Source organism: uncultured Fibrobacter sp., assembly GCF_900316465.1.
GTDB lineage: Bacteria > Fibrobacterota > Fibrobacteria > Fibrobacterales > Fibrobacteraceae > Fibrobacter.
In genome coordinates, this window is sequence record NZ_ONDD01000011.1 from 18,078 (window position 1) to 41,711 (window position 23,634).

The 23,634-nt window shown below is 49.9% G+C and carries 17 protein-coding genes; 4 read left to right on the plus strand and 13 right to left on the minus strand.

All coding sequences use genetic code 11. The annotated features are described in order from the left end of the window. Positions 1-24: 24 nt before the first annotated feature. Positions 25-1,131, minus strand: coding sequence for a (p)ppGpp synthetase (locus tag QZN53_RS05665; protein ID WP_294652024.1), 1,107 nt, complete (start codon positions 1,129-1,131; stop codon positions 25-27). A gap of 7 nt (positions 1,132-1,138) precedes the next feature. After that, entirely contained in the window at positions 1,139-1,702 is a 564-nt protein-coding gene (locus tag QZN53_RS05670) for an HD domain-containing protein (protein WP_163437909.1), read from the minus strand. Positions 1,703-1,777: 75 nt separating this feature from the next. Between QZN53_RS05670 and pgi the strand changes: the two genes are divergently transcribed. The 3 genes from pgi (at position 1,778) to QZN53_RS05685 (ending at position 7,286) form a co-directional block, all read left to right on the plus strand. Next, on the plus strand, positions 1,778-3,442 hold the full coding sequence (gene pgi, locus QZN53_RS05675; RefSeq protein ID WP_072979880.1) for a glucose-6-phosphate isomerase: 1,665 nt from the start codon (positions 1,778-1,780) through the stop codon (positions 3,440-3,442). Between the two features lie 145 nt (positions 3,443-3,587). Continuing rightward, the gene (locus QZN53_RS05680) at positions 3,588-4,937 is read left to right on the plus strand and encodes a hypothetical protein (protein WP_163437910.1); all 1,350 of its coding nucleotides are present in this window, start codon (positions 3,588-3,590) and stop codon (positions 4,935-4,937) included. A 57-nt stretch (positions 4,938-4,994) separates the two neighbouring features. After that, positions 4,995-7,286: an FISUMP domain-containing protein gene (locus QZN53_RS05685; RefSeq protein ID WP_163437911.1), complete on the plus strand. Its 2,292-nt coding sequence runs from the start codon at positions 4,995-4,997 to the stop codon at positions 7,284-7,286. A gap of 11 nt (positions 7,287-7,297) precedes the next feature. On the opposite strand, the gene QZN53_RS05690 is transcribed toward QZN53_RS05685, so the two are convergent. The 5 genes from QZN53_RS05690 to QZN53_RS05710 form a co-directional block, all read right to left on the minus strand. Beyond that, positions 7,298-8,293 (minus strand): bile acid:sodium symporter family protein, encoded by a 996-nt coding sequence (locus QZN53_RS05690; protein WP_163437912.1) that lies wholly within the window; start codon positions 8,291-8,293, stop codon positions 7,298-7,300. Positions 8,294-8,426: 133 nt separating this feature from the next. Beyond that, complete coding sequence (locus QZN53_RS05695) at positions 8,427-9,854, minus strand: fibrobacter succinogenes major paralogous domain-containing protein (protein ID WP_163437913.1); 1,428 nt, start codon at positions 9,852-9,854, stop codon at positions 8,427-8,429. A 148-nt stretch (positions 9,855-10,002) separates the two neighbouring features. Continuing rightward, on the minus strand, positions 10,003-12,690 hold the full coding sequence (gene leuS / locus QZN53_RS05700) for a leucine--tRNA ligase (RefSeq protein ID WP_163437914.1): 2,688 nt from the start codon (positions 12,688-12,690) through the stop codon (positions 10,003-10,005). A gap of 86 nt (positions 12,691-12,776) precedes the next feature. After that, positions 12,777-13,034: a hypothetical protein gene (locus tag QZN53_RS05705; protein ID WP_163437915.1), complete on the minus strand. Its 258-nt coding sequence runs from the start codon at positions 13,032-13,034 to the stop codon at positions 12,777-12,779. 376 nt (positions 13,035-13,410) lie between these two features. Continuing rightward, entirely contained in the window at positions 13,411-14,688 is a 1,278-nt protein-coding gene (locus QZN53_RS05710; protein WP_163437916.1) for an O-acetylhomoserine aminocarboxypropyltransferase/cysteine synthase family protein, read from the minus strand. A gap of 211 nt (positions 14,689-14,899) precedes the next feature. Between QZN53_RS05710 and QZN53_RS05715 the strand changes: the two genes are divergently transcribed. Then, complete coding sequence (locus QZN53_RS05715; protein WP_163437917.1) at positions 14,900-15,811, plus strand: DMT family transporter; 912 nt, start codon at positions 14,900-14,902, stop codon at positions 15,809-15,811. Positions 15,812-15,819: 8 nt separating this feature from the next. Here QZN53_RS05715 and QZN53_RS05720 read toward each other — a convergent pair whose 3' ends face one another. From QZN53_RS05720 to QZN53_RS05745, 6 genes are read right to left on the minus strand one after another with little or no spacing between them, the layout of a single operon-like run. Beyond that, a complete protein-coding gene (locus QZN53_RS05720; protein WP_163437918.1) occupies positions 15,820-16,059 on the minus strand; it encodes a DUF1653 domain-containing protein in 240 nt (79 codons plus the stop codon). 29 nt (positions 16,060-16,088) lie between these two features. Beyond that, entirely contained in the window at positions 16,089-16,958 is an 870-nt protein-coding gene (locus tag QZN53_RS05725) for a patatin family protein (protein ID WP_294652031.1), read from the minus strand. Continuing rightward, entirely contained in the window at positions 16,958-17,491 is a 534-nt protein-coding gene (locus tag QZN53_RS05730) for an NUDIX domain-containing protein (RefSeq protein ID WP_163437919.1), read from the minus strand. Before QZN53_RS05730 ends, QZN53_RS05725 begins: the two co-directional genes overlap by 1 nt. After that, complete coding sequence (locus QZN53_RS05735) at positions 17,475-19,979, minus strand: response regulator (protein WP_163437920.1); 2,505 nt, start codon at positions 19,977-19,979, stop codon at positions 17,475-17,477. The genes QZN53_RS05730 and QZN53_RS05735 overlap by 17 nt, the downstream gene beginning before the upstream one ends. Further along, positions 19,963-21,060, minus strand: a complete 1,098-nt coding sequence (locus QZN53_RS05740; protein ID WP_163437921.1) for a BMP family ABC transporter substrate-binding protein — start codon at positions 21,058-21,060, stop codon at positions 19,963-19,965. Before QZN53_RS05740 ends, QZN53_RS05735 begins: the two co-directional genes overlap by 17 nt. Continuing rightward, positions 21,057-23,582 (minus strand): hybrid sensor histidine kinase/response regulator, encoded by a 2,526-nt coding sequence (locus tag QZN53_RS05745; protein ID WP_163437922.1) that lies wholly within the window; start codon positions 23,580-23,582, stop codon positions 21,057-21,059. The genes QZN53_RS05740 and QZN53_RS05745 overlap by 4 nt, the downstream gene beginning before the upstream one ends. Positions 23,583-23,634 lie beyond the last annotated feature (52 nt).

Below are 23,634 nucleotides of genomic sequence, written 5' to 3' on the forward strand. Positions count from 1 at the left end.
ATAGCTCAGGATGACACGTTCGTGTCATTTCTTCATGAACGACAGGTTCTGCGCCACACGGAAAATTCCCTCGGCGCGGTGCTTATTGCTGGCCGATTCTCCGTTGAGATTCTCCAGGAACCGAGTCAGTTCCAGCACGCCGCCGCCCTGCTTGAGCACATGCACGGAACAAAGGGCAATTACGCCGAGCGAAGAATTGATGATATCCAAGTCGGTATTGGCAAGCTGGAATGCCGCCAGCTGGTAAGCGTCTTCCGTATTCACTTTGATCATTTTGTCAATATCGCCGAGAGTCGTAAATCCAAAAGACACGAATACGGCCAAGAAGCGCGAAAGCGATGTCTCGTTAATTTCGGCCTGGTTAATAGAAGCAATGCGTTTGTTCAGCGAATCAAACGGGCGTAGTTCCAAGTAATTGCCGAACGAATCTCCGTTCAACTCCACTTCGTCAAAACAACCCGAACTCACCAGAGATTGCACATGGCGGCGGTAATCGTTGATGCCTGAACGAATCAAGCAGAATTGTTCGTCGATCAATTCCAGCATTCCCGCCAAGCGATTCAAGTTGCGCAGGTATTCCTTGGGAACTTCGAAGCCCGACTTGTAACCCGTATCGTGGTCCAGTACCGCCCACACATGCTGCAAGGCCGTGCGCATCTGCACTTCGAAACGGATTTCGTTCATTTGCGGGTAAGCAGGATCAAAATATCTTTCTTTGGGCAAGCGACAAATAAAATGCAGCGAATTATAGCCGAAGCTGTGAATTTCGTGCATTTTGCGCTTGTCGATACTGTTATCCCAGTCGATTTCAAAAAGGCGGCCCACAAGGGCTGCGACTTTATCCACTTCGTCATTATAGAATGTAATGACGCGAACGCCCAAAATATCGGTCAAGTCGGAAAGGGAATTGTACTTGCCCGACTTGCGTTCGAGTTTGCCCGCAAGGCTATCTTCTGCCTTGACACGGCCTTCGATGGCGTTGATATAGATTTTATTTTCTTTGAAGCTGTCGCGAAGAATTCGCTTGACAACCCTCAGCAACTTTTCAAAAACAATACGTTGTTCGCGATACTCTTCCAGTATCAGCGCTTCTTTAGGCGGCAGGCGATAGTCCTTCTTCTCTTCGTCCATGCTCACCTTACTTCTTGAAAACCTTTTCGATGGTATCGACGAATTCGTCGTAAGCGAAAGTGCCCTTGAGGCTAGCAAGTGCACGTGCAAGCCCGCGGAAATGCCATTCGTGCGAAGCCTTGTCCTTGACACAGAACAAGTCCCACACCTTGTCGCCAATCGCCTGGTAATCACGGTAGATGGCGCGGATATTACTTAATTTATCTGCAATCGCTACGATTTTGACTTCGTTAGTCGCCGAAGATAAACGTTCAATTGCTTCTTCTTTGCGAAGGCGCCAACTTTCTTGGCGGCTTTTGCCTTCAAATTCAATGTCGGATTCGGCCTCGACAAGCTCAGCAATGCGCTTGCCGAATTCGCGTTCTACGTCCTTGAGCGTCACAGCGGTATCTTCTACCGTATCGTGCAATGCCGCGGCGGCCAGAAGTTCCTGGTCGCTAGTCATGGTGGCAGCAATCGAGACAGCCTCCATCGGGTGAACTATATACGGGAAACCCTTCCCCTTACGTTCTGCCCCCTGGTGCGCCTTGACCGCAAAAACAATCGCTTTGTCGAGAATTGATGTATCCATGCCACTAAATGTATATAAAAATTTTTCTATTTTTACCCTCGCAACAAATAACCGCGCAGCGGAAAGGATTAATCTATGTCGAAACTGACTGATTCTCAGGAATGGAAGGCCCTTGAGGCCCACGCCGAAGTCGCAAAGACCTGGCACATGAAGGAACTCTTCGCAAAGGACCCGGCTCGCGCCGAAAAGTTCAGCGCCGAAGCCTGCGGCCTCTTCCTGGACTACTCCAAGAACATCATCACCGACGAAACCATGGCCAAGCTCCAGGACCTCCTGAAGTCCGCCGGTTTCGAAGACATGCGCCGTAAGTACTTTGCCGGCGAAAAGATTAACACCACCGAAAAGCGCGCCGTGCTCCACACCGCGCTCCGCTACAAGGGTAACGATCCGATCTGCGTCGACGGCAAGGACGTGATGCCCGAAGTTCGCGCCGTGCTCAAGCACATGGAAGAATTCACCAAGCTCGTGCGTACCGGCAAGTGGAAGGGCCACACCGGCAAGTCCATCAAGTACGTGGTGAACATCGGTATCGGCGGTTCCGACCTCGGTCCGGTGATGGTGACCGAAGCTTTGAAGCCGTATGCCGACAAGCCGGCTGCTGGCGAATACTCTCCGGAAGTCTACTTCGTTTCTAACATCGACGGCACCCACATGGCCGAAACCCTCAAGAAGGTGAACATCGAAGAAACGCTCTTCATCGTTGCTTCCAAGACCTTCACCACTCTTGAAACCATGACCAACGCCGAAACTGCTAAGGCTGCAGTTCTCAAGGCTTTCAATGGCGACGAAAAGTCCATCGCCAAGCACTTCGTGGCTCTGTCCACCAACACCGAAGCCGTGTCTGCCTTCGGTATCGACACCGCCAACATGTTCGAATTCTGGAACTGGGTGGGTGGCCGTTACTCCCTGTGGTCTGCAATCGGTCTTTCCATTGCTCTCCGCATCGGTTTCGACAACTACATGAAGCTCCACCAGGGCGCCTACGAAATGGATCAGCATTTCAAGACTGCTCCGGTCGACAAGAACCTCCCGGTTATCCTCGCCCTCATCGGCGTGTGGTACAACAACTTCTTCGGCGCTTCCAGCTATGCCATGCTCCCGTACGACCAGTATCTGCACCGCCTTGCCGCCTATTTCCAGCAGGCCGACATGGAATCCAACGGCAAGACCGTTGACCGCGATTCCAAGCGCGTGAACTACCAGACTGGTCCGATCCTTTGGGGCGAACCGGGTACGAACGGCCAGCACGCCTTCTACCAGCTGATCCATCAGGGCACCAAGATGATTCCTTGCGACTTCATCGCCCCGGCCAACAGCCACAACAAGGTCGGCGACCATCACCAGAAGCTCCTCTCTAACTTCTTTGCACAGCCCGAAGCCTTGATGAACGGCAAGACCCTCGCCCAGGCTCAGGAAGAACTCCGCAAGGATGGTAAGTCCGAAGAAGAAATCGCATTCCTCGCCCCGCACAAGGTGTTCGAAGGCAACAAGCCGACCAACTCCATCATGATGGACTACGTTTCTCCGGAAACCCTCGGCGCCCTCATCGCCATGTACGAACACAAGATCTTCACGCAGGGCGTGATCTGGAACATCAACAGCTACGACCAGTGGGGTGTTGAACTCGGCAAGCAGCTCGCCAAGAAGATCCTTCCGGAACTCGCCAAGGCTGACGCTGAACTCAATCACGACAGCTCCACCAACGGTCTTATCCGCTGGTTCAAGGCTCACCAGAAGTAATCTGAAGGGCGGGCCAAACGCTCCCCAAATTTAAAAGGCCGCGACTTAAATGTCGCGGTCTTTTTTATGCGTTCGACCCTAGCATTTCTCGCGTAATTTGTTATAATTTTTACATTGGGTTATCTAAGAAAGGAGAATGCCTGCTATGAGAGCAAGCAATATTTTTACGGACAAAATTATTTCTGCCTTTGTCACGCTTACGTTGACAAGTTTCTTCTTGTGCGCATGTGGCGACGACAAGTCCGGAAGTTCAAACCCGGCAGACCCCGTTCCGGCAGATTCTACCGAGAACACCTCGATTCCCGCCGACTCGACCAAAGATGCTGCCAAAGATTCCACTAAGGATTCAACGGCCGACAGCCTTTCTACTGAAGACGATATCACGCACACGATTAGCGGGTACATCAACCGCGGGCAAATGGAAATCGGAACCACAGTCGTTCTGCGCGAACTCGACAGCAACTTGAACCAAACAGGCGTCGTCTACCGCGGAGCCATACTCGACTCCCTCGGTTACTATTCCATTCCAGACGTAAAGCTCACCCAGCCTTACGTTCATGTCGAAGCCCTCGGCAAATTCAACACCGTTTGCCACGAAATCGTCAGGAATTCAGGCGAATACTTCGGCCCTGTAGAGGCTTACGCCGACATCCGCAAGGGCGATTCCATCGACGTGAACCTTCTAACGCTCATGCAAGCGACGAGAGTCACCCGCTACATGGATCGCGGTCTTTCGTTTGATTCAGCCATGGCCGCATCGCAGGCCGAAATTTCAAAACTTTTCATGCTGGACACCCTGCAAGAAGACTTCAACAAATTGAACATGGGAACCTCCCAAAGCGACAACTATTACCTATTGGGCGTCACCGTTCTTATCGAAGGCTTTTACCCAACCTCCAACTTCGAGAATTTCTTGGAAAGGGATTCCTGGGACGATGGCTTGTTGGGCTCGGCCTGGAAAAACGCATACAACGTAGCTAACGAAACCGATTGTTTCAAGTTCTCGGAAAACACCCAAAAGTTCCATTACAGAGTCGCCCGCGGATACGCCAGGACATACCTCAAGAATATTTGGGAAGCGAAGGCCAAGCTCGGAGAATGCACCGCCGCGAACTACAACGAAATCAAGAGCGTCGCCTACGATTCGACCTACCTCATGTATTGCGATTCTTCAATGTGGTCCTATGGATCTTGCAAGACCTTAGACAAAATCACTTTGCCCGCTATCATCGACACGACTCCAGGGAAAGTCATTCCCGGGCCGTATTGCACAGACACTTATTACTACTGGAAAGATTCCAGCTGGACTGAAGCCGACAATGTCTCGAGAGGCCTCAAGCTAGCCTGCGTGCCGCAAACCGCAGGCACCTACGGCAAGAGCGGCAAGAAATGTTATTCTTGCAATGGCAACCGCTGGAAAGAAGAAGACGAAATGGAACCGTGCGATGCATGGCTTGCCGCCGTCGAAAAAGAAAAGGCAAAGGACGAAGAATAAGGGGGAAACATGCGAAACACTTTTTTGGGCAAAAGCAGTCGTACATTCTTAGCCTTTATGGCAAGCACACTCGTTGCAGGCAGCATTGTTATCGGCTGCGGCGACGATACTTCTAGCAAGCCGCAAGAAGAAATCTCTGACGAAAAAGACATTGACAAAGAAGCCGACAAAGACAACGGAAAAGAAACCGACGGAAAGGATTCAAAAGAAGAACTGGGCGATTCTACCGATGTGTTGGACACGTTCAAACTCGACCAGTTTGTAGGGGTCTACAAGCACACTAAATGGACAGAAGGCGCCTTACTTGAGATAAGTCCTTCCATGGAACTGACTGGCCATGAATTCACGGCAAAAGCCGATTGCGACTCTTGCCCGTTCGTTTTCAAGAATCTGAAATTGCAGACGCCCTATGTTCTCTTTACCACCCAGAACAGGGCATCGCGCGCCAATTCCTCTTACACCTTTGTAGACCTGAGCCGCGCAGATACCGCCTACGTAAACGCGCTTACCTTGCTAGAATGCAACCGAATCATCAAGCTCATCAAAGAGGGAGCAAAGCCTGAAGAAGCCGAAAAACAGGCCCAGCAAGAAGTGCTTAAAGACCTGTTAGGGGACACTCCTAAATTAAAACTTTCGAACCAGATTTCTGGTACCGAAAAAGATTCCACCACCAAGACAATCAATACATTATTCCCTTTCGGCAACATGCTTTTCTACGATGGCTACGAAAAAGCTTTTGAAGAAACGGGCAAGTGGGAAACCGATTCCCTAAAAATCAAACTCGCCGACGACATAGCCAACCGCTATATGTTCGTCAACGATGACGAAAACCCCAAACCCGAAAGAAAAATCGCCACCGGCATTTACGCGCGCATTTACGGATTTGGCGAATGCAGCGACAAGAACATCGATTCCGTGACAATACTGAAAGACGAACGCAGCAGCTACAACAAGAGTCCGTTCCTCTGTAGCAAGGAATACGGATGGTACGTTCCTAGCCTAACCTTCCAAGACATCTATGGTTGGGAACCGGGTCACGACGGCGAGATCAGAAAAGGCAACTTCTACAAATCCTTTGAATACGCCTACGATTCCATTCTAGGCGAATGGACCTCCGAAATTCCGCGCGAAGGAATCGCCTGCATCACGTCGAACTTGGGACAAGTCATCAAGAGCAATGATCCATTCTTCGCTTCACCGATGTACGAAATTTGCACCTATTCGGACATGGGTCAGACATTCTGGAATACCGCCACAGAATCTCAATACTACACCCAGGGCCTTGAATGCGACACAACAGGCAAACTGCAAAGGACGCTTGTTGACTCGACCGTAAAACTCATTTGCGACAACGGAACATTCCGTAAGCCGACCGATGCCGAAATCTATTCCGAAGGCCTCGAATGCGATTCCACAGGAAAGATTCAAAAGAGCCTCATCGACTCAACGGTTGAACTCTCTTGCTCAAATGGTGTATTCAGAATCGCGACCGCACTTGACCAGCGCGAAGACCTGTTGATCAAAGAAGCGGAGCTTGCCCCCTGCGGCGAAGAAGAATCCTTCCGCAAAGGATTAATCGACACCACCATTTACTACCACTGCTATCGTGGAGACTTGTCCGTAGCAGACGATTTTGACTTGGCCATGGGCCGCGGCTGCAACGCCGACAACGTAGGGTATTTCAAGTACCAGAATTCCATTTACAACTGCAACGGATTCATCTGGAAATACGCTAGCGATTCCCTGGTAATCGATTCCGTTACTGACGAACGTGACGGCGCCGTATACAAAACCGTCGGCATCGGCGATCAGGTTTGGATGGCCCAGAACTTGAACTACGCCATTGATTCCAGCTGGAGTCCCAAGCCTTACATAAGCTATTTAACCGACACCGTTTGGACCGCCGACAGCAGCAGCAAATACAGCGATAAGTACGGACGATTCTACCAGTGGAGTTCAATTCTCGGAGCCGCTCCGCAAGAAGAACATATTTGCCCGACAGGATTCCATATCCCCACGAACAAGGAATGGGAAAAACTGGTTGACTTCTCGAAAAAGTGGTTCAAGAACAAGACGGCTATTAAAATCTTCGCTGCTAGCAAGTCTCTCGAATACTCCGACGGCCTTGAACGCGGCGACAATCTTCTCGGCTTTTCCGCCTATCTGATTGGTTATAGAAACCAGAACGGTTTCTACAACGGCTGGCTTTACAGCACGCTCATGTGCAGCCAAGACAGCGAAGACGACTTCTCGTATGTCTACATGATAGGCCGCGACAATTCCATGGAATTCAAGGCTGCAAAACAAAAGCAGACGTTGAGCTGCAACGTCCGCTGTGTTAAAGACTAGCTGGTTTTAGACTAGCAGGATTTTTTCTTGTCGCGCCAGGCGAAAATATTGGCCAGCACCGTTCCGCTGATGGAATGGTAGGCGCAACTCAAGGCGCAGGGCACCATGCAAAGAACCGCAGCAGGGTTCTTCGCCACGTTTTCGGGATCCGCAAAGAAAGCCATGGCAAGCACGGTCGCCATGCCGGCATTCTGCACGCCGACTTCAATTGCGATAGTACGCTTCTTGGCGGTATTGAACTTGAAGAGTTTACCCACGCTGTAGCCGAGCACATAGCCCAGCGCATTGTGGCAGAACACCACTGCAAGCACCAAGAAAATCAGGCCGAGGCCATTTGCGAACAACTGCGGACGCACTGTCACAACGACACCGCCCACAATCATCATCAGGCCAATCACGCTCACTGCAGGCATATTCGACTGGATTTCTTTAAATACGGCGCGCTTGCCCAAGAAGTAGTTGCAAAGGAACCCGATGGTAATCGGCGCAATCGTCACATAAAGAATATTCAGGAACATCCCTTTCGCATTCACGTCAATGCTTGTGTCGGCAAGCCACAGCACAAGCAGCGGCGTCATGATAGGAGCAAGAAGCGTGCTGACCATGGTCATGCTCACCGAATAAGTCACATCGCCGCGGGCCAAGAAACTCATGACGTTACTCGAAACACCGCCCGGGCAGCATCCTACCAAAATAATACCCACAGCCAGATACGGATCCAGCCCGAACACCTTCGAAAGCCCGAAAGCGACAAACGGCATGATCGTGTACTGCGCAACCGCACCGAGCAAAATATGGAGCGGCTGTTTTAGCAGATTGCGGATATCATCTGTCGAAATGGTAAGGCCCATACTCAACATGATGACGCCGAGAATGATGGAGGATACATTCCCGTGAACCCAGCCGAAAGCGACCGGAACGAAGAATGCGACTATTGCGCTTGCGATGACAAAGGGGGAAGCGTAGTTAGAAAGCAGACGGCAAAATGCCTTGATTACCTTAAACATGCTTTAAATATAAAAAGACCGCAGCGTTTTTGCTACGGTCTGAATTTCTATGGATCCTATCGCGTCCTTACGGACGCTCCAGGATGACTCTTTGATGCAAAGGCCCTTCGGCAGGCTCAGGGACCTTTCGCGTTTATTCAGAATCTTTCACGCAACGGACTGATGACCCGAGATCTTTGAAAAAGTAATCCAAATCAGCCACATCAGAATAATTCCACAACGATACACCGTATGCGCCGACGTCATCGCCTTCTGTAGAACTCCAGAAAAGAGTTCCCACACCATCATTACTAAATGACAATCCATAAAAAGGCGCAGAAGAAGCCTTCCCTGCCGGTAAAGCTGAGAAGCCGAAATCGTCAACGCCGTTGCCGTCTTTATCCCAGCCGGTGATGGACTTGAGACGTTTACCCGCCGACACAGCGCCCCCAAGGGTATCAATCAATGTGCTCCACTCCTCTTTTGTCGGCAAATGCCAACCGTCAAGGCAAGCGCCCTGCACGGCGGCCTCCCAATAGTAGAGGCGTCCAGCCACATTACAGTTGGCAGTATCATTGTCAATGCACCAACTTGCGCCTTTCAAGCCGGGGGTTGCCACGCTGTCGGCGTAATTCAGATTTTCGGCCATCCAGACTTGGTCACCTATTTTTACAGTCTTGTAAACATTGCCATCGCGAGAATCCTTAACGCTGTCGTATGCAACATCCGGATTCAGACGGACATCCTTCGGCACATCCCAGCTCCAATCCTTCAAAGTCAGTTCCTTGTCCTTGATGCAACGTACAGAGAACGCGAGTTTCTTGTTATCACTTCCCCAAGTAGCCGTTGGATCGCCGTCAATCAAGCCCATCTTATAAGCCGTTTCTTGACGGTCCTCTTCAGCCATCCAAAAGTAAGCACTGTTCTTGCCGGCATATCCCCCCACAATATTGCGATAGCCTGCAGGAAGTGCAGAAAAGCCATAATCGTCCGTACCGTTCGACCCATCATCCCACCCGGTCCGCGACTTGATTATAGCCGTCACAAGTGGATATGTACCCACTGTATAAACAAAGTCGTCCATTTCTTCATGCGACGGCAGATGCCAACCGCTAGGGCATACCCCCTGCACGTTTCTTCTGGGCAAGCCACACAAACTGCTGCCGCATTCCTTTTCTGATTTACCGACCGCCGCCGCCCAAGTGTAGAGGCGACCGTACGTTTCGCAGTACTCGGACGAATCGTTATAGCAAAAACTATTTTCCGTTTCATAATTCAGGTTTTCTGCCATCCAGGTCTGGTCGCCGATTTTAACGATTCTGTAAGTTTGACCATCCCGTTCGTCCACCAATACCGTATCTGGCAAAGCATCGGCACTGCTACTCGATTCAACCACATCGTTGCTACTGCTTGATTTAACCACATCGTTGCTACTGCTTGATTTAACCGTCTTGCTGCTGGACACCGGCGCAACGCTTGACGAAGAATCACTTGCTTCAGGCTTGTCAACGGAACACACGTTATCTCCACTACAGGCCGCAAAAAGAATCGCAAGACCAAACGAAACTATAAATCTTTTCATACATACTCCCCTTTGCTCCGCATGGAGCCAACCTTCATTAACGAAGATTTCTAGAATAAATATACATATCGTTTTTTCAGGAGAATCCAGAAATATCAACAAAAAATCCCCGACTAAGTCGGGGATGACACTAAGGGTGGGGCCGAGTTTACTTAACCACAATATTCACGAGCTTGCCCGGGACCACGATGGACTTCACGACGGTCTTGCCAGCCATAAACTCTTTCATTCTGTCGTTGTCCATGGCGAGCTTTTCGAGGGCGGCCTTGTCCATGTCCTTCGCGACAGATGCCTTCGCGCGGACCTTGCCGTTCACCTGGAACACGACTTCCACGGTGTTTTCCACAGCCTTGGAGTGGTCAGCTTCCGGCCAAGCGACGTTCGTGAGCGATTCGTTGTGACCGAGGATGCTCCACATTTCTTCGGCGATGTGCGGGGCAAACGGGTGCAGCAACTTCACGAAGGTTTCGCACGGTTCGCGGTAGCGCTTGTCCATCTTCATCATTTCGTTGTTGAAGATCATCAGCTGGCTAATCGCGGTGTTGAAGCTCATGTTCTCGATGTCGCTCGTGACCTTGATGACGGTCTGGTGCATCACCTTTTCGATGGCTTCGGGAGCGGTTTCGTCCACAAAGACCGGGGCTTCATCAGAATCGCCCACCACGGAGCGCCAAGCGCGGCCGAGGAAGCGGTTCATGCCTTCGATGCCCTTGGTCTGCCACGGCTTCACTGCATCGAGCGGACCCATGAACATTTCGTACAAGCGAAGGCTGTCAGCACCGTAGTCGCGGACAACATCATCGGGATTCACGACGTTCTTGAGGGACTTACTCATCTTAGCCACAATCTGCTTGAGTTCGATGTCAGTACCCTTCTTGAAGTACTTGCCGTTCTTTTCTTCCACTTCGTCGGTCGGGACCTTGGAGCCAGCGGCATCTTCGTAAGCGAAGGCAAGAATCATGCCCTGGTTGAAGAGCTTCTGGAACGGTTCGTCGGTAGAGACGAGGCCGAGATCGAACAAGACCTTGTGCCAGAAACGGCTGTAGAGCAAGTGAAGCACGGCGTGTTCGGCACCACCCACATAGAGGTCAACCGGCATCCAGTACTTTTCAAGTTCCTTTGCCACAAATGCGTCGCCGTTGCAAGCGTCGATGTAGCGGAGGTAATACCAGCAAGAGCCAGCCCACTGCGGCATGGTATTCGTTTCGCGGATACCCTTGCGGCCGTTCTTGTCGGTCACCTGGAGCCATTCGGTAGCGTTGGCGAGCGGAGACTGTCCGCCGTCACCCGGCTTGTAATCCTTGAGTTCCGGCAACAGCACCGGCAGTTCGGAATCATCAACAGTAGAGATTTCACCATCTTCCCAATGGATAATCGGGAACGGTTCGCCCCAGTAACGCTGACGGCTAAAGAGCCAGTCGCGGAGCTTGTAGTTCACGGTGGCCTTACCGATCTTGTTCGCTTCGAGCCATTCGATGACCTTCGCGATACCCTGCTTCTTGTTGAGACCGTTCAGGCAGAGCGTTGCATTTTCGCTATTGATGTAGGTGCCGTCGGCAGCCCAGCAAGCTTCGCCAGCGAGAACCTTCGGGCGAACATCTTCGGGGCAGCTTGCATCCGGTTCCATAATGCAGATCACCGGGAGGTTGAACTTCTTCGCGAAATCGAAGTCGCGAGTATCGTGAGCAGGCACAGCCATGATAGCGCCAGTGCCATAGCCCGTCAAAACATAGTCAGCGACCCACACCGGAATCTTCGTGCCGGTAAGCGGGTTCACGGCATAAGAACCAGTGAACACACCGGTCTTTTCCTTAGCAAGTTCCGTACGGTCGAGGTCGCTCTTCAAAGCGGCGGCGTGCACGTATTCTTCCACAGCGGCCTTCTGTTCGGCAGTCGTGAGTTCCGGCACCATGGCGTGTTCAGGAGCCACCACCATGTAGGTTGCACCGAACAGCGTATCGCAACGGGTCGTGTAGACGCGGAGCTTCTTTTCGGTCGGCTTGCCGTTTGCGTCGGCAATGGCAAAATCCACTTCGGCACCGAAGCTCTTGCCAATCCAGTTCTTCTGCATGTCCTTCACGCCCTGCGGCCAGTCGAGCTTGTCGAGGCCCTTCAGCAAGCGGTCGCCATACAGCGGAATGCGCATGAGCCACTGCTTGAGGTTACGGCGTTCCACTTCCTTGGTGCCGCACTTTTCGTGAGAACCATCGTTCAAAACTTCTTCGTTAGCGCACACAATCTTGCAGTGCTTGCACCACCACACCTGAGCATCGGCGTAGTAAGCGAGACGCTTGCCGTCCTTGTACTTGCGGACTTCGGCAGCACCCTTGGCTTCGACGTCAGCCGGAATCGGGAGTTCTTCAATGGGGCGGCCCTTCTGCTGGTCTTCATCGAACCAGGTGCCGTAAAGGCGCTTGAAAATCCACTGCGTCCACTTGTAATACTTCGGGTCGGTGGTGTTGACTTCCTTGTTCCAGTCATAGCTCAAGCCAAGGCGCTTGATCTGGCGGCGGAAATTGTCGCAGTTCTTCTTGGTGGTAATGGCCGGGTGCGTACCGGTCTGGATGGCATACTGTTCAGCGGGAAGGCCAAATGCGTCCCAACCCATCGGGTGGAGCACATTGAAACCGCGGCTGCGCTTGTAGCGGCAAATAATGTCGGTAGCGGTGTAACCTTCGGGGTGGCCCACATGGAGGCCTGCGCCACTCGGGTACGGGAACATGTCCAGGCAGTAATACTTGGGCTTGGACTTATCGGTGCCCGTCTTGAAAGTCTGATGTTCTTCCCAGTAGGCCTGCCACTTGGTTTCGATCTCTTGCGGATTATACTTAGCCATAGTTCTATCCTTTTAATTTTTTCGGGCATAAATTTAGGAAAATAAAAAGCCCCGCATTGCGAGGCTAGCTATATATCACCCAGATTTTAATCGGTAATTTTAAAGTTGCTCCATTCACCATTGAGACATTCGTACGATACCGTATCTTTTTTGCCTGGAGTCTCCTCAAAAATATTCCAAGGTACATCATTATACCATACCGTATCGCCCTTACTCGGAATCACATCAAAGTCATTTTTGTAAAGGCGGCCGCAGACATCGAAACACCAAGGTTCTTTTTCATACCATGTTCTCCTACAATAGTATTGTAAAGAATATTGCAAACGCACTTTAATAAAGTCCATATTTTCAAAAAGATTTTTTTCTTAAATTTTTACACGAAATCACACAAAATTGCACAAAAAAGGAAGCCCCACCACTTGCGTAGCAGGACTTCCCGAGGTGTTTGATGGACTCCTAACCCTCAAAACACTATTATTGTAAACAAAGTTACAATAAAGGGTATCCATTGACAAGGGGTGCAACTGAATTTATTTTATACAAAAAACTTACACTCCATTTCGCTTTTTTTGTCCACAATTTTTACACAAATTAAAACACTTCTTGTGTTTATTTTTGCACATTTCTTTCGGAACTCGCTCAAAAACGTTATTTTATAAGAAACCCGAGCAAAAAAAAAATCCCTGGCATAGCCAAGGATTTTTTTATAGTTAAAAGCAATTACACTTTGTCGAGAGCCTGAGTCAAGTCGGCAATAATGTCTTCGACATTTTCGATACCGACGCTGAAACGGATCAGGTCAGGAGCAACACCAGCTTCAATCAACTGTTCGTCGCTAAGCTGACGGTGAGTGTGGCTTGCCGGGTGCAGCACGCAGCTACGGGCATCGGCCACGTGAGTCACGATGCAAATCATCTTGAGGCTATCCATGAACTGGATAGACTTTTCACGACCGCCCTTGATGCCGAACGTGAGAACGCCGCACGGGAGACCGCCCTTAAACTGCTTCTGGGCGAGTTCATAATACTTGTCGCCTTCAAGACCAGCGTAGTTGACCCAAGCGACCTTCGGGTGGTTCTTGAGGAACTTGGCGCAAACGAGAGCGTTTTCGCAGTGGCGCGGCATGCGGAGGTGCAAGGTTTCAAGACCCACGTTCAGGAGGAACGCATTCTGCGGAGACTGGATGGAACCAAAGTCGCGCATGAGCTGTGCAGTAGCCTTCGTGATGTAGGCTCCCTTGCCGAAAGCCTTCGTGTAGGCGAGACCGTGATAGCTCGGATCCGGTTCGGTGAGGCCCTTGAAACGGTCGTGGTTTGCTTCCCAGTCGAAGTTGCCGCTATCCACAATGCAGCCACCCACAGCCATAGCGTGGCCGTCCATGTACTTGGTCGTGGAGTGGGTCACGATGTCAACGCCGAATTCAATCGGGCGGCAGAGAATCGGGGTCGGGAAAGTGTTGTCCACAATCATCGGAACGCCGTGCTTGTGGGCGAGATCGGCAAAGCGCTTGAGGTCAAGCACCTTACCAGCCGGGTTGGCAACCGTTTCGCCGAAAACGCACTTGGTGTTCGGGCGGAAAGCCTTTTCGATTTCTTCGTCAGAGGCATCCTGGTCAACGAATGTGCATTCGATACCGAGCTTCTTCATAGTGACGCTGAAGAGGTTGCTCGTACCGCCATAAATGGCAGAAGTGCTGATGAAGTGGTCGCCAGATTCGCAGATGTTGAATACGGCGTAGAAGTTTGCAGCCTGACCGGAGCTCGTGAGCATGGCAGCGACACCACCTTCGAGAGCAGCAATCTTATTGGCGACAGCGTCGTTGGTCGGGTTCTGCAGACGGGTGTAGAAGTAGCCACTGGCCTTCAGGTCGAACAAGTCAGCCATGTCATTGGTGGTTTCGTACTTGAACGTGGTGCTCTGGTAGATGGGGAGGACGCGCGGTTCGCCGTTTTTCGGCTGCCAGCCACCCTGAATGCAAAGAGTTTCGATTTTAGACATTTTTTTGCCTCTTGTTAAAAACTTATCTATAGATAGTAGCTCATTTGGGGCGACTAACATATTTCATTTATGGTTAAATATAGAAAAACACTATCGCTTGGCAATGCACTTATGCAAATATCTGCATATATAATTCCGATATCTACCTATAGTTTTTTACTATAACTAGAATTTCACTAAAAAACACCATAAAAAGCTACTTTTGTGTTCAATGATACCCTCTCGCAACAGTCTCACCTTTTGGCATTTGCTCGCCATTATTACCATCACCTTTTGGGGCACGAGCTTCGTAAGCACGAAGGTGCTCTTGAATCATGGTTTTTCGGCAGTGCAAATCTTCTCGTTGCGTTTTGCGATTACCTACTTGATCCTTTTGGCGGCAAGTCACAAGCAATTCCGCAGCCAGAACTGGAAGCATGAACTGATTCTGTTCATCAGTGGCATTACCGGATGTACACTTTACTTTTGGACCGAAAATACGGCGCTTTCGTTTTCGCCGTCGAGTAACGTGGCGCTCATTATTTGCGCGAACCCGTTACTCATTCTGATTCTCGGAAGCATTTTCTATAAAAGCGAACGCCTCGGCAAGCGACAAGTTCTAGGCTGTCTTGTCACATTCGTTGGCATGGTATTGGTGGTTCTAAACGGCAAATTCGTCTTGAAGCTTTCGCCCGTGGGTGATCTGCTCGCCTGCAGCGCCGGAGTCATGTGGGCAATCTATTCGCTAGTCGTGAAGCAATTGAACGGCAAGTACAATTCGCTGTTCATTACACGCAAGATGTTTTTCTACGGAACCCTGATGTCTATCCCCGCCCTGTTTATCGAAGCACGAGGCGATGTGTCGAAAGTGCTTGATATTCCTTGGCAGAACTTTATGGAACCCGTCGTCGCTTTTAACTTTCTGTGCCTTACGGTATGTTGCTCCCTGTTCGGATACCTTATCTGGAACAACGTGCTGAAACAGCTCGGCACAGTTCTTGCGAGCAACTACGGCTACGTAGCGCCCTTGATTACCATGATTACGGCTGCAATTGCTCTTGGCGAACGCATTACGCCCATTGCCATCGTGGGCGCAGTGGCTATTGTCGCAGGCATGATTCTAGCCGAATTCAAGCGAAAATAATTCTGTACTCAGATTTCAGTAAAACGGTCTACGATAGTACCGTCGGCAAGCGTCACCTTGCTTTCAAAATCTTCGCGGTCACGCACCCATAAGGTCCCCTTCGGGTGGTCGGGCGTTTCGTATTCGCTGCGATAAACCACGAGCGGTTTGACCGATTCACAGTCAAGAGCGTCGGCGGTGACGACGGTATAAATCATCGTTTCTTTTTTGTAGTGACGATACTTGTGACCGGCAATTGCTTTTGACATAGATTGCTTCGTTCCACTCACAATGACGTTTATTTTTCTAGAAATTCCATTAGTTTCGGCATGAGCGCGGTCGCATCTTTTACGCCCATGTCATAAAGTTCCACAAGCTTTGACTTGTCCTTTTCGAGGCGCGAAATCTTGAATTCGGCGCTCGGACGAATCATGAACGCAGAGCCCTGAGCGACACGTTCCTCTAGCGTGCGCAAGCACTGGTTGTAACGAATGTGGCGGTTCCTTGCCGCTTCGATAAACTTCGGGTACTTGCGGTAGAAAAGCTTGAACAGGGGAATCATGGAGTTCGGCTTCTTGACAAAGCCTTCGGGCTGTGTGACGATAACGACCTGCTTTTTGTAGCCCATGCCCGTAAATACTTCGAACGGAATACTGTCGCCAACACCGCCGTCCAGAAGTTTCATGCCGTCGACTTCGACGATATGGCTCATGAGCGGAAGCGAGGCCGAGGCGCGAATTTTGTCCATGTCTTCGGGCTTGTCCAAATCGCGTGTGAGCAAATATTCGGGGCCGCCTGTTTCCAGGTTCGTAGCGACCGCATAGAATTTAGTTTCGGCCGTATTCTCGCGGAACTTTTCAAAGTCGAACGGATCGACCACGCGCGGGATTTGATTGTAGCAATAATCCAACTCGAAAAAATCACCGGTGCGGATCAGGTTGCCCCAGCTCATGTAACGTTTGCTTGCCGAATGAACGGTGTCGAGACGCTTGTTGCGTTCACGCTGTTCCGACAGATAGCTACAAAGGTGAGTGGCACCTGCCGAGGTTCCGGCACATGCTCCAAACTTGATTCCGTTATCTAAAAATACGTCCAATACGCCGGCCGAATACGCACCGCGCATGCCGCCGCCTTCAACAGCAAGCGCAATATCCTTATACATCGCCATTAGGCATTCTCCATGAGCCACAAATAATCTTTCGGATGTTCCACGAATTTTTCAGGATGCAACTTGTGCTTTGCAAAGAATTCTTCGCGGGTCATCCAGGTAAAGCTATCGACTTCGCCCGGCTGCGGCACAAGAGAATCCGCTTCCTTGTCGCTGAGAGAAATCTTGTAGACATCGTAGTATTCGTTGTCGAGGTAAGAGCCGCCGTTAAGCACGCTTTCGTGCTTAGCCTCGAATAAATATTCGAGGTCGCGCGAACTCTTGTGCACGCCCAATTCTTCGCGCAGTTCGCGCACGGCGGCATTCACGCTGGAATCTCCGGCCGAAATATGGCCCGCGCAACTCGTGTCAAAAAGTCCTGGATTGTTTTCTTTTACGCGGCTGCGCAATTGGAAAAGAATGCGGCCCTTGTTATCGAAAGCCCAAATATGCACCGTGCGGTGCCACAATCCCTTGGCGTGGACCTCGGTACGTCCGCACGAATATCCGGCAGGGGATCCATCTGCATTCAAGATATCAATTTGCTCTTCCATCCATTACTCGTTCTTTAATTGCCTTGACAATGCGCTTGTATTCGCACATCAAGTCTGCATGACGCACACGCACATAGTCATAGTCGCCTTCATTGCAGGCAAACTCCATCGCCTTTGCAATACTTGCAATCTCAACTGCACCAATGTAAAGCGAAGCGCTCTTCAGCATCTGCACCATCAGGCGATAACTTTCAAAGTCCTCGTCCTTGAACAACTTGCTCAAAACCGCGTCGTATTGCTTTTCTACGTAAACCATCATCTTCTTGCGATAAAGGGCTTCGTTTCTTTCGCAACAGAACAGGCCTACAGATACATTCAACACATCGCTGGGCAAGTTTTCGCTCGGCTTTTTCGGCTCCTGAATCAGCATCACTTTCTTTGCAGGCTTTTCTTCTACAGGCGCGGGTTCCACGATTTCTTCTTTCTTGGGCAGTTCATCGTAGTGATTAATCAGTTCTTTCGGCAAGAACTTCAGAAGAATCGTAAACAGCGCATCTTCGTGAACCGGCTTCGTCAAGAAATCGGCAAAGCCCGCCGTCTCGCAAATCGTCTTTGCCGTAGTGCCATCATCAGCCGTAAGCATCACAATCGGCGTATGCTGATTCGGATGATCGTCCAGCGTCTTCATGATCGTCAGAATATCCAAGCCATCGACAATCGGCATCGTGTGGTCAAGGAAAATAAGATCGTAATGGTTGCGTCTGAACTTTTCAATCGCTTCCATACCGTTCGACACTGGATCAAAGCGGGCAAAGGTTTCTTTCATGAGTCCGCTCATCACGCGCAAATTCATGGGCACATCGTCAATAGCCAAAATCGACGCATTCGGCGCATAGAAATGAATAGACTTATTTTCGGACGCATGTACGAATTCATTGTAACGCGTCTTGAAATCGCCCATCAGTTCGTTTTTAACAACCTTCTGCGGAATTACAATTTCAACGACCGGGAGACCATCTGCAATATGGCTGCTCTTGATTGAACCGCCGAGGGCCCCAACCAACATTTTGACAAGCGTAAGCGAAGCTCCTGTCCAGCTCACGCCAGCATCGGGCACATCGATTATCAAGTCAATCTTCTGTGTACTTTCTACACCGTTTTCGTCTTCGGCCCAGCGGTAACCAATCTGAATGATGTTTGCGCTGTTGACGACCAAACGTTCCGCATTGAACAAGATATTGCTTATCACTTGCCACAAGCGCGATTCGTCGCCTTCAAGCTGAACCGGAATCGAAGAATCCACCAGCAGTTCGAACTCTGCCGACTTTTTGCGACTGCGCGCCGCGCTGTAGCAATCGCAAAGAACCGCGAACAAGTCGTATTCCTTGATCGTAATTTCAAGGCTGTTCGTGCGAATCTTGTTCATGTCCAAAATATCGTTCGAAAGCAAGAGCAGTTCCTGGCCAGAAGCGCGCATCTCCGAAACGTATTCCTTGAGCGAGGAATCCCCCGATTCTCTCAGAACAATGGCCCCCATGTTCAAGACATTCATTGCCGGATTACGAATATCCTGGCCAACAGATTCCATCATGCGCAAGCGATCCAGTTCATCGCTAACCAAATGGCTCTTCAGGTGAAGTTCGCGATTCTTGTGAACCAAGAAGAATCGAATGCCAAGGCCCGTCAAGAACAACAGCATCAAGAATCCGACAACCCAGAACACCAGGAAAGACAATTGATCCAAGCCATCCGACACATCTTCACCGGCAACCATTCCTGCAAGCATAAAGTCGTCTTGCAAAAGCTTCGCCATGTAGAAGTAATAAGTCTCGTTTCCAATCTGGACACTTCTTGCCGTGGCAAGTCCGCCACGGTCCATATCCTGACGAAGCCAGCTATAAATCTTAGCGACATCGGCGTCATTCCACACAGAATCCTGGCGCCACGCTCCCGTGTTATTCTGAATCAGAACTCGGCCATCGTTATCAATCACCTGCGCAAAGCATTTCTTTTCAAAGCAATCAACATCGAAGAAGTTGTTTATCGGTATTTCGTCATACTGCATGTACAGTACAAAACGCACGTTATGACGATTAAACACCGGGACACCAAGCAGAATTCCCATTTTTTCGCTGTAGCAAACCGATTTGTTGCCACGGAACGATTCCATGACACAGCGATAACTTTCATCGGGGAAAACGAACTGCGAAGAGCCTGTGTAAGCCGTACCATCAAGCGTAATCAGACCATAACTGGAATTCTCATTCTTCACATCCGACAGAGCCAAAAAATCTTCCACGCGGGAACCATCAGCTTCAATCTTACGCGAAATCATCGAAAGAGCGTTCAGGTGAACTTGCAATTTCTCGTTCACAAGATTAGCAATCAAAACCGCCTGCTGCGACACCTGCTTTGTCACATAGACATTCAAAAGAGCATCGAGTTTTACACGAAGCAATACGCAAACAAGGCACAGCACGAATACGACGGAGGCTAGCCACACCACCATCTTGATGTTAATCTTGGCTGTTCTAGGGGTTAATTCCATCGACTACCCCCTTGACATACCAGTCAAAACGATTCAACATCTCATCATCGGTCATGCTTTCGCCTTCGCCCACGCGAATGACACCATGGTTATCTTCGATCGGGCCATAGAACACATCGAACTTTCCTCGGGTCAGACGATTCTTTTCATCTTCAACAACCTGGCGAATCGATGCGTCAACATTGCGAGTCATTTCAGCCAAGTCCATAATGCCGCTTTCTAGCCCAAGCCAATAAGAGCGACCTTCAAACTTATCCTGGAGAACTTCACGAATCTTTGGAACATAGAAGTTTTCCCAGTGCCAAACCGGTGCCGTCAGGAATCGATCCGGGAACCTTTTGGAATTGTCCCTATTGTAGCCAATAATCCAGACGTCTTTTTCATCTGCAATATCATACGGAGACAAAGCATCCAAATGAGTCGTCAGGACATCGATGTTATGGTTTTCAAGCAACGAGCGGGTTGAATCAGCCGCCCTAGATTCATCGGTCCACGAGCCAGTCCAGCTTACAAATACTTTTGCTTCGGGATTAACCTTCTGAACACCAAGTGCAAACGCATTGATTCCGCGATTCACTTCAGAAATATTGAGGCCTGCCACATAACCGATTTCGTTCGTCTTCGTCTTCAGTCCGGCCACAATCCCCGTAAGATAACGGAGTTGGTACATGCGGCCAAAGAAGCTCGACAAATTCGTCATCGACTTCAGTCCGGTCGCATAAAAGAACTTGACTTCCGGATGGTTTCTCGCCACAGCCATTTCTGCCGCGCCATAACCAAAAGAATTGGCTATGACAATTTTAGCGCCGTTGCTGATGGCCTCTTCCATATCATCCTGCGCCGTTGAATCGAGAGGAACGTTCTCGTAATAGGCGACATCCAAATCCAAAAGACTTTCCGCTTTCTGGATTGCTTCGTAATGCGATTCGTTCCAGCTATGGTCATTACGGAGCCCCGCCATAATCATGGCGACACGAACTTTTTCCGGATTTTCCTGCTTTCCCGTTTCGGGGCCGAACATGAACAAGACGCCCGCAATCAACGTAATCGCAAGTATAGATGTAAGGACTACCCATTTCATCGTTCGTCAAGCCCCCTCTGGATATTTTCGATCAGTTCGGCATGCAGAGCCATCGCGAGTTCATGAGTATCTTGCACCACTTTCATTCGAGATTCGCGGCAAGCATTTTCCAGGTTATGGAATTTTTCAGCCATCGAAATTGCGCCAATTGCAACAGACGAATCGTAAAGCACGTGCATATAGAATCGGTAGTTGTCCCAATCGGAATTCTTGTAACAGGTATCCACGTTTCTGCACAGCGGAGAGCCAACGTATTCCTGCAGCATTTCTACATAAATTTCTTCGTCATCGGCGCAGTAGTTCAAGCCGGCCTTTACATCCAAGAATTCGCTAAATGCCTTGAAGCGGTCAAGCGGCGTCGGTGCGGTAATCGAGCGCAATTCGAGCTCATCGTCTCCGTACGTCGTTTCAATCTTGTTGCTAGAGGCATTGCCCACTCCGCCCATCAAATTCACCGCCGGAACCACGGGTTCAGTCAAGTCTTCGGGAGTCAACACCAACTGTTTGGGCAAGTACCACTTCATGGCACGGCGCAAGTCGCGTTCTTTAATCGGCTTGAGCAAGTAATCGGCAAAGCCTTCGGCAAGGAACGAATCCTTGGTAAACGATTCGCCTTCAGACACAAGGGCGACTACAGGCGTATCCTTGTTCGGATACTTGTCCATCATCCTCATTTTTCTAAAGACATCCACACCATCCATCACCGGCATCATGTGGTCCAAGAAAATCAAGTCGTAATGTCTAGATTCAACCAGCTGCAAGCACTGGTGACCACTCAAGGCTTCATCAATCTTTACCTGCGAATTATTCAGGAAGCCGCGGAACATCTTGACATTCAATTCAACGTCATCGACAATCAAGATTCTTGCTTCGGGCGCAAGGAACACTTCTGCAACTTCCTTGTTCTTGCGAGAGGCATTCCTGTAACGCATCGCGAAGTCGCCCATGGGTTCCGTATTCAGCACCAACTGCGGAATTTCTACCAAGAACGAAGAACCTTCGCCATAGCGACTGTTAGTCGTCATATGGCCGCCACACTTTGCCAAAAGCTCCTGCGTAAGGCTAAGTCCAAGGCCAATGCCCTCGATATCACTTTCATCTCTTGGGTTTTTGGGGATATACCTTTTGAATATGGAATCGCGGTCTTCTTTGCGAATGCCGACGCCCGTATCCTTGACGGCAATCTTCAGCATGATATAGTCATCTGTACGCAGCGAGCCAATCGGGGGCAAGTTGTCAAAGCCCACGGACAACGAGACTCCACCCACTTCGGTAAACTTGATTGCATTCGAAAGCAAGTTGTTGATAATCTGGATAATGCGATTTTGATCGCCCCACAAAGAAGACGGAATGTCAGGATCGCAGTCAATATGGAAGGTCAAGCCTTTCGCCTTCGCCCTCGGTTCGTTTTCGTTATAGCATTCCTGCAAAACCGTGAACACATCGTATTCCATTGACTCAATGCTCAAGCGACCCGATTCAATTTTAGAGACATCCAAGACATCGCTCACCAGCGAAATAATGCTTTGCCCGGCGCTTTCGATGTTGTTGGAATATTCCTTCATGTTGTCATCTTGCAAATCCTTTTGCACAATGGAATTCATACCGAGAATACCATTCACTGCAGAACGAATTTCGCGACTCATACTCGTAAGGAACGCCGTCTTGGAACGGTTCATACGAATAAGCTTTATATACTTGGCAAATACCGCCGTGAACAACAACACAAACAGCACATAAATCAAGAAGATGAATATCGCGTTGCGTAAAGTCGCAATGTTCAGAGCCTTCCAGAGACCATGTTCTTCAACAAGGCGGACCACGTACCATTCGCCTTGAATCAGCGTCGAGAACACACGATAGTCGCGGCCTCTTAAGTTAAAGACAAAAGGTTCTTCACCGGCAAACGAAATCGCGTGGGCCAGTTTTTCTTCGTCCGTGCCCCAGAAATCAGACGACAGGTAGTTCTTTCCGTTCTGGGTGATATCCGTATGCGAAATGACCATGCCCTTCTTATCAATAATGACAAGCATGTTCGACAAGTCACTTTTTTTGACTTCTGCCAGCAAGTCCCTCAAGTACAGGTCAACGGCAAGAACACTTTTCTTATCCGAAAGGCGTAAGCTAATGGTCACCACCTGTTCGCCACTGTGCGGATTCAAGTGAGTCGGAATCAAGGCGACCTTGTCCTTTTCCATAGGAGCGTTCTGGTACCAAGGCCTATTCGAGGGCACATAACCAACGGCAGGAGTCCAACGTCCGCCACTCAGAAATTCATCGCGAAGCAATCCGAACATATTGCACAAGACAATATCGTTCGAGTGTTTATAATATTGCGCTTCGGAAACCAGCAACGATTCAATCTGCGCCAGCGTGGCCCCGTGATCCAAACTTTTTTCGGCAATACGGGTGGTCACACGCAGAACCGATTCGCCTCGAGCCAAAAATCCATTAATCGTTTCAGCATCTTTGGCATTAGACATCTTGCCCGCAAGCAAGGTTTCTTGCTCAACGGTTTCCATATGACCTTTGAAGATATACGTGCCGACTGCGGCAAAGGCAAGCCCCACCACA

Excerpts from the sequence above, each read along its gene's own strand:
- QZN53_RS05665 (WP_294652024.1), bottom strand. The coding sequence starts at position 1,131 with ATGGACGAAGAGAAGAAGGACTATCGCCTGCCGCCTAAAGAAGCGCTG.
- QZN53_RS05670 (WP_163437909.1), bottom strand. The coding sequence starts at position 1,702 with ATGGATACATCAATTCTCGACAAAGCGATTGTTTTTGCGGTCAAGGCG.
- pgi (WP_072979880.1), top strand. The coding sequence starts at position 1,778 with ATGTCGAAACTGACTGATTCTCAGGAATGGAAGGCCCTTGAGGCCCAC.
- QZN53_RS05680 (WP_163437910.1), top strand. The coding sequence starts at position 3,588 with ATGAGAGCAAGCAATATTTTTACGGACAAAATTATTTCTGCCTTTGTC.
- QZN53_RS05685 (WP_163437911.1), top strand. The coding sequence starts at position 4,995 with ATGGCAAGCACACTCGTTGCAGGCAGCATTGTTATCGGCTGCGGCGAC.
- QZN53_RS05690 (WP_163437912.1), bottom strand. The coding sequence starts at position 8,293 with ATGTTTAAGGTAATCAAGGCATTTTGCCGTCTGCTTTCTAACTACGCT.
- QZN53_RS05695 (WP_163437913.1), bottom strand. The coding sequence starts at position 9,854 with ATGAAAAGATTTATAGTTTCGTTTGGTCTTGCGATTCTTTTTGCGGCC.
- leuS (WP_163437914.1), bottom strand. The coding sequence starts at position 12,690 with ATGGCTAAGTATAATCCGCAAGAGATCGAAACCAAGTGGCAGGCCTAC.
- QZN53_RS05705 (WP_163437915.1), bottom strand. The coding sequence starts at position 13,034 with ATGGACTTTATTAAAGTGCGTTTGCAATATTCTTTACAATACTATTGT.
- QZN53_RS05710 (WP_163437916.1), bottom strand. The coding sequence starts at position 14,688 with ATGTCTAAAATCGAAACTCTTTGCATTCAGGGTGGCTGGCAGCCGAAA.
- QZN53_RS05715 (WP_163437917.1), top strand. The coding sequence starts at position 14,900 with ATGATACCCTCTCGCAACAGTCTCACCTTTTGGCATTTGCTCGCCATT.
- QZN53_RS05720 (WP_163437918.1), bottom strand. The coding sequence starts at position 16,059 with ATGTCAAAAGCAATTGCCGGTCACAAGTATCGTCACTACAAAAAAGAA.
- QZN53_RS05725 (WP_294652031.1), bottom strand. The coding sequence starts at position 16,958 with ATGGCGATGTATAAGGATATTGCGCTTGCTGTTGAAGGCGGCGGCATG.
- QZN53_RS05730 (WP_163437919.1), bottom strand. The coding sequence starts at position 17,491 with ATGGAAGAGCAAATTGATATCTTGAATGCAGATGGATCCCCTGCCGGA.
- QZN53_RS05735 (WP_163437920.1), bottom strand. The coding sequence starts at position 19,979 with ATGGAATTAACCCCTAGAACAGCCAAGATTAACATCAAGATGGTGGTG.
- QZN53_RS05740 (WP_163437921.1), bottom strand. The coding sequence starts at position 21,060 with ATGAAATGGGTAGTCCTTACATCTATACTTGCGATTACGTTGATTGCG.
- QZN53_RS05745 (WP_163437922.1), bottom strand. The coding sequence starts at position 23,582 with ATGGAAACCGTTGAGCAAGAAACCTTGCTTGCGGGCAAGATGTCTAAT.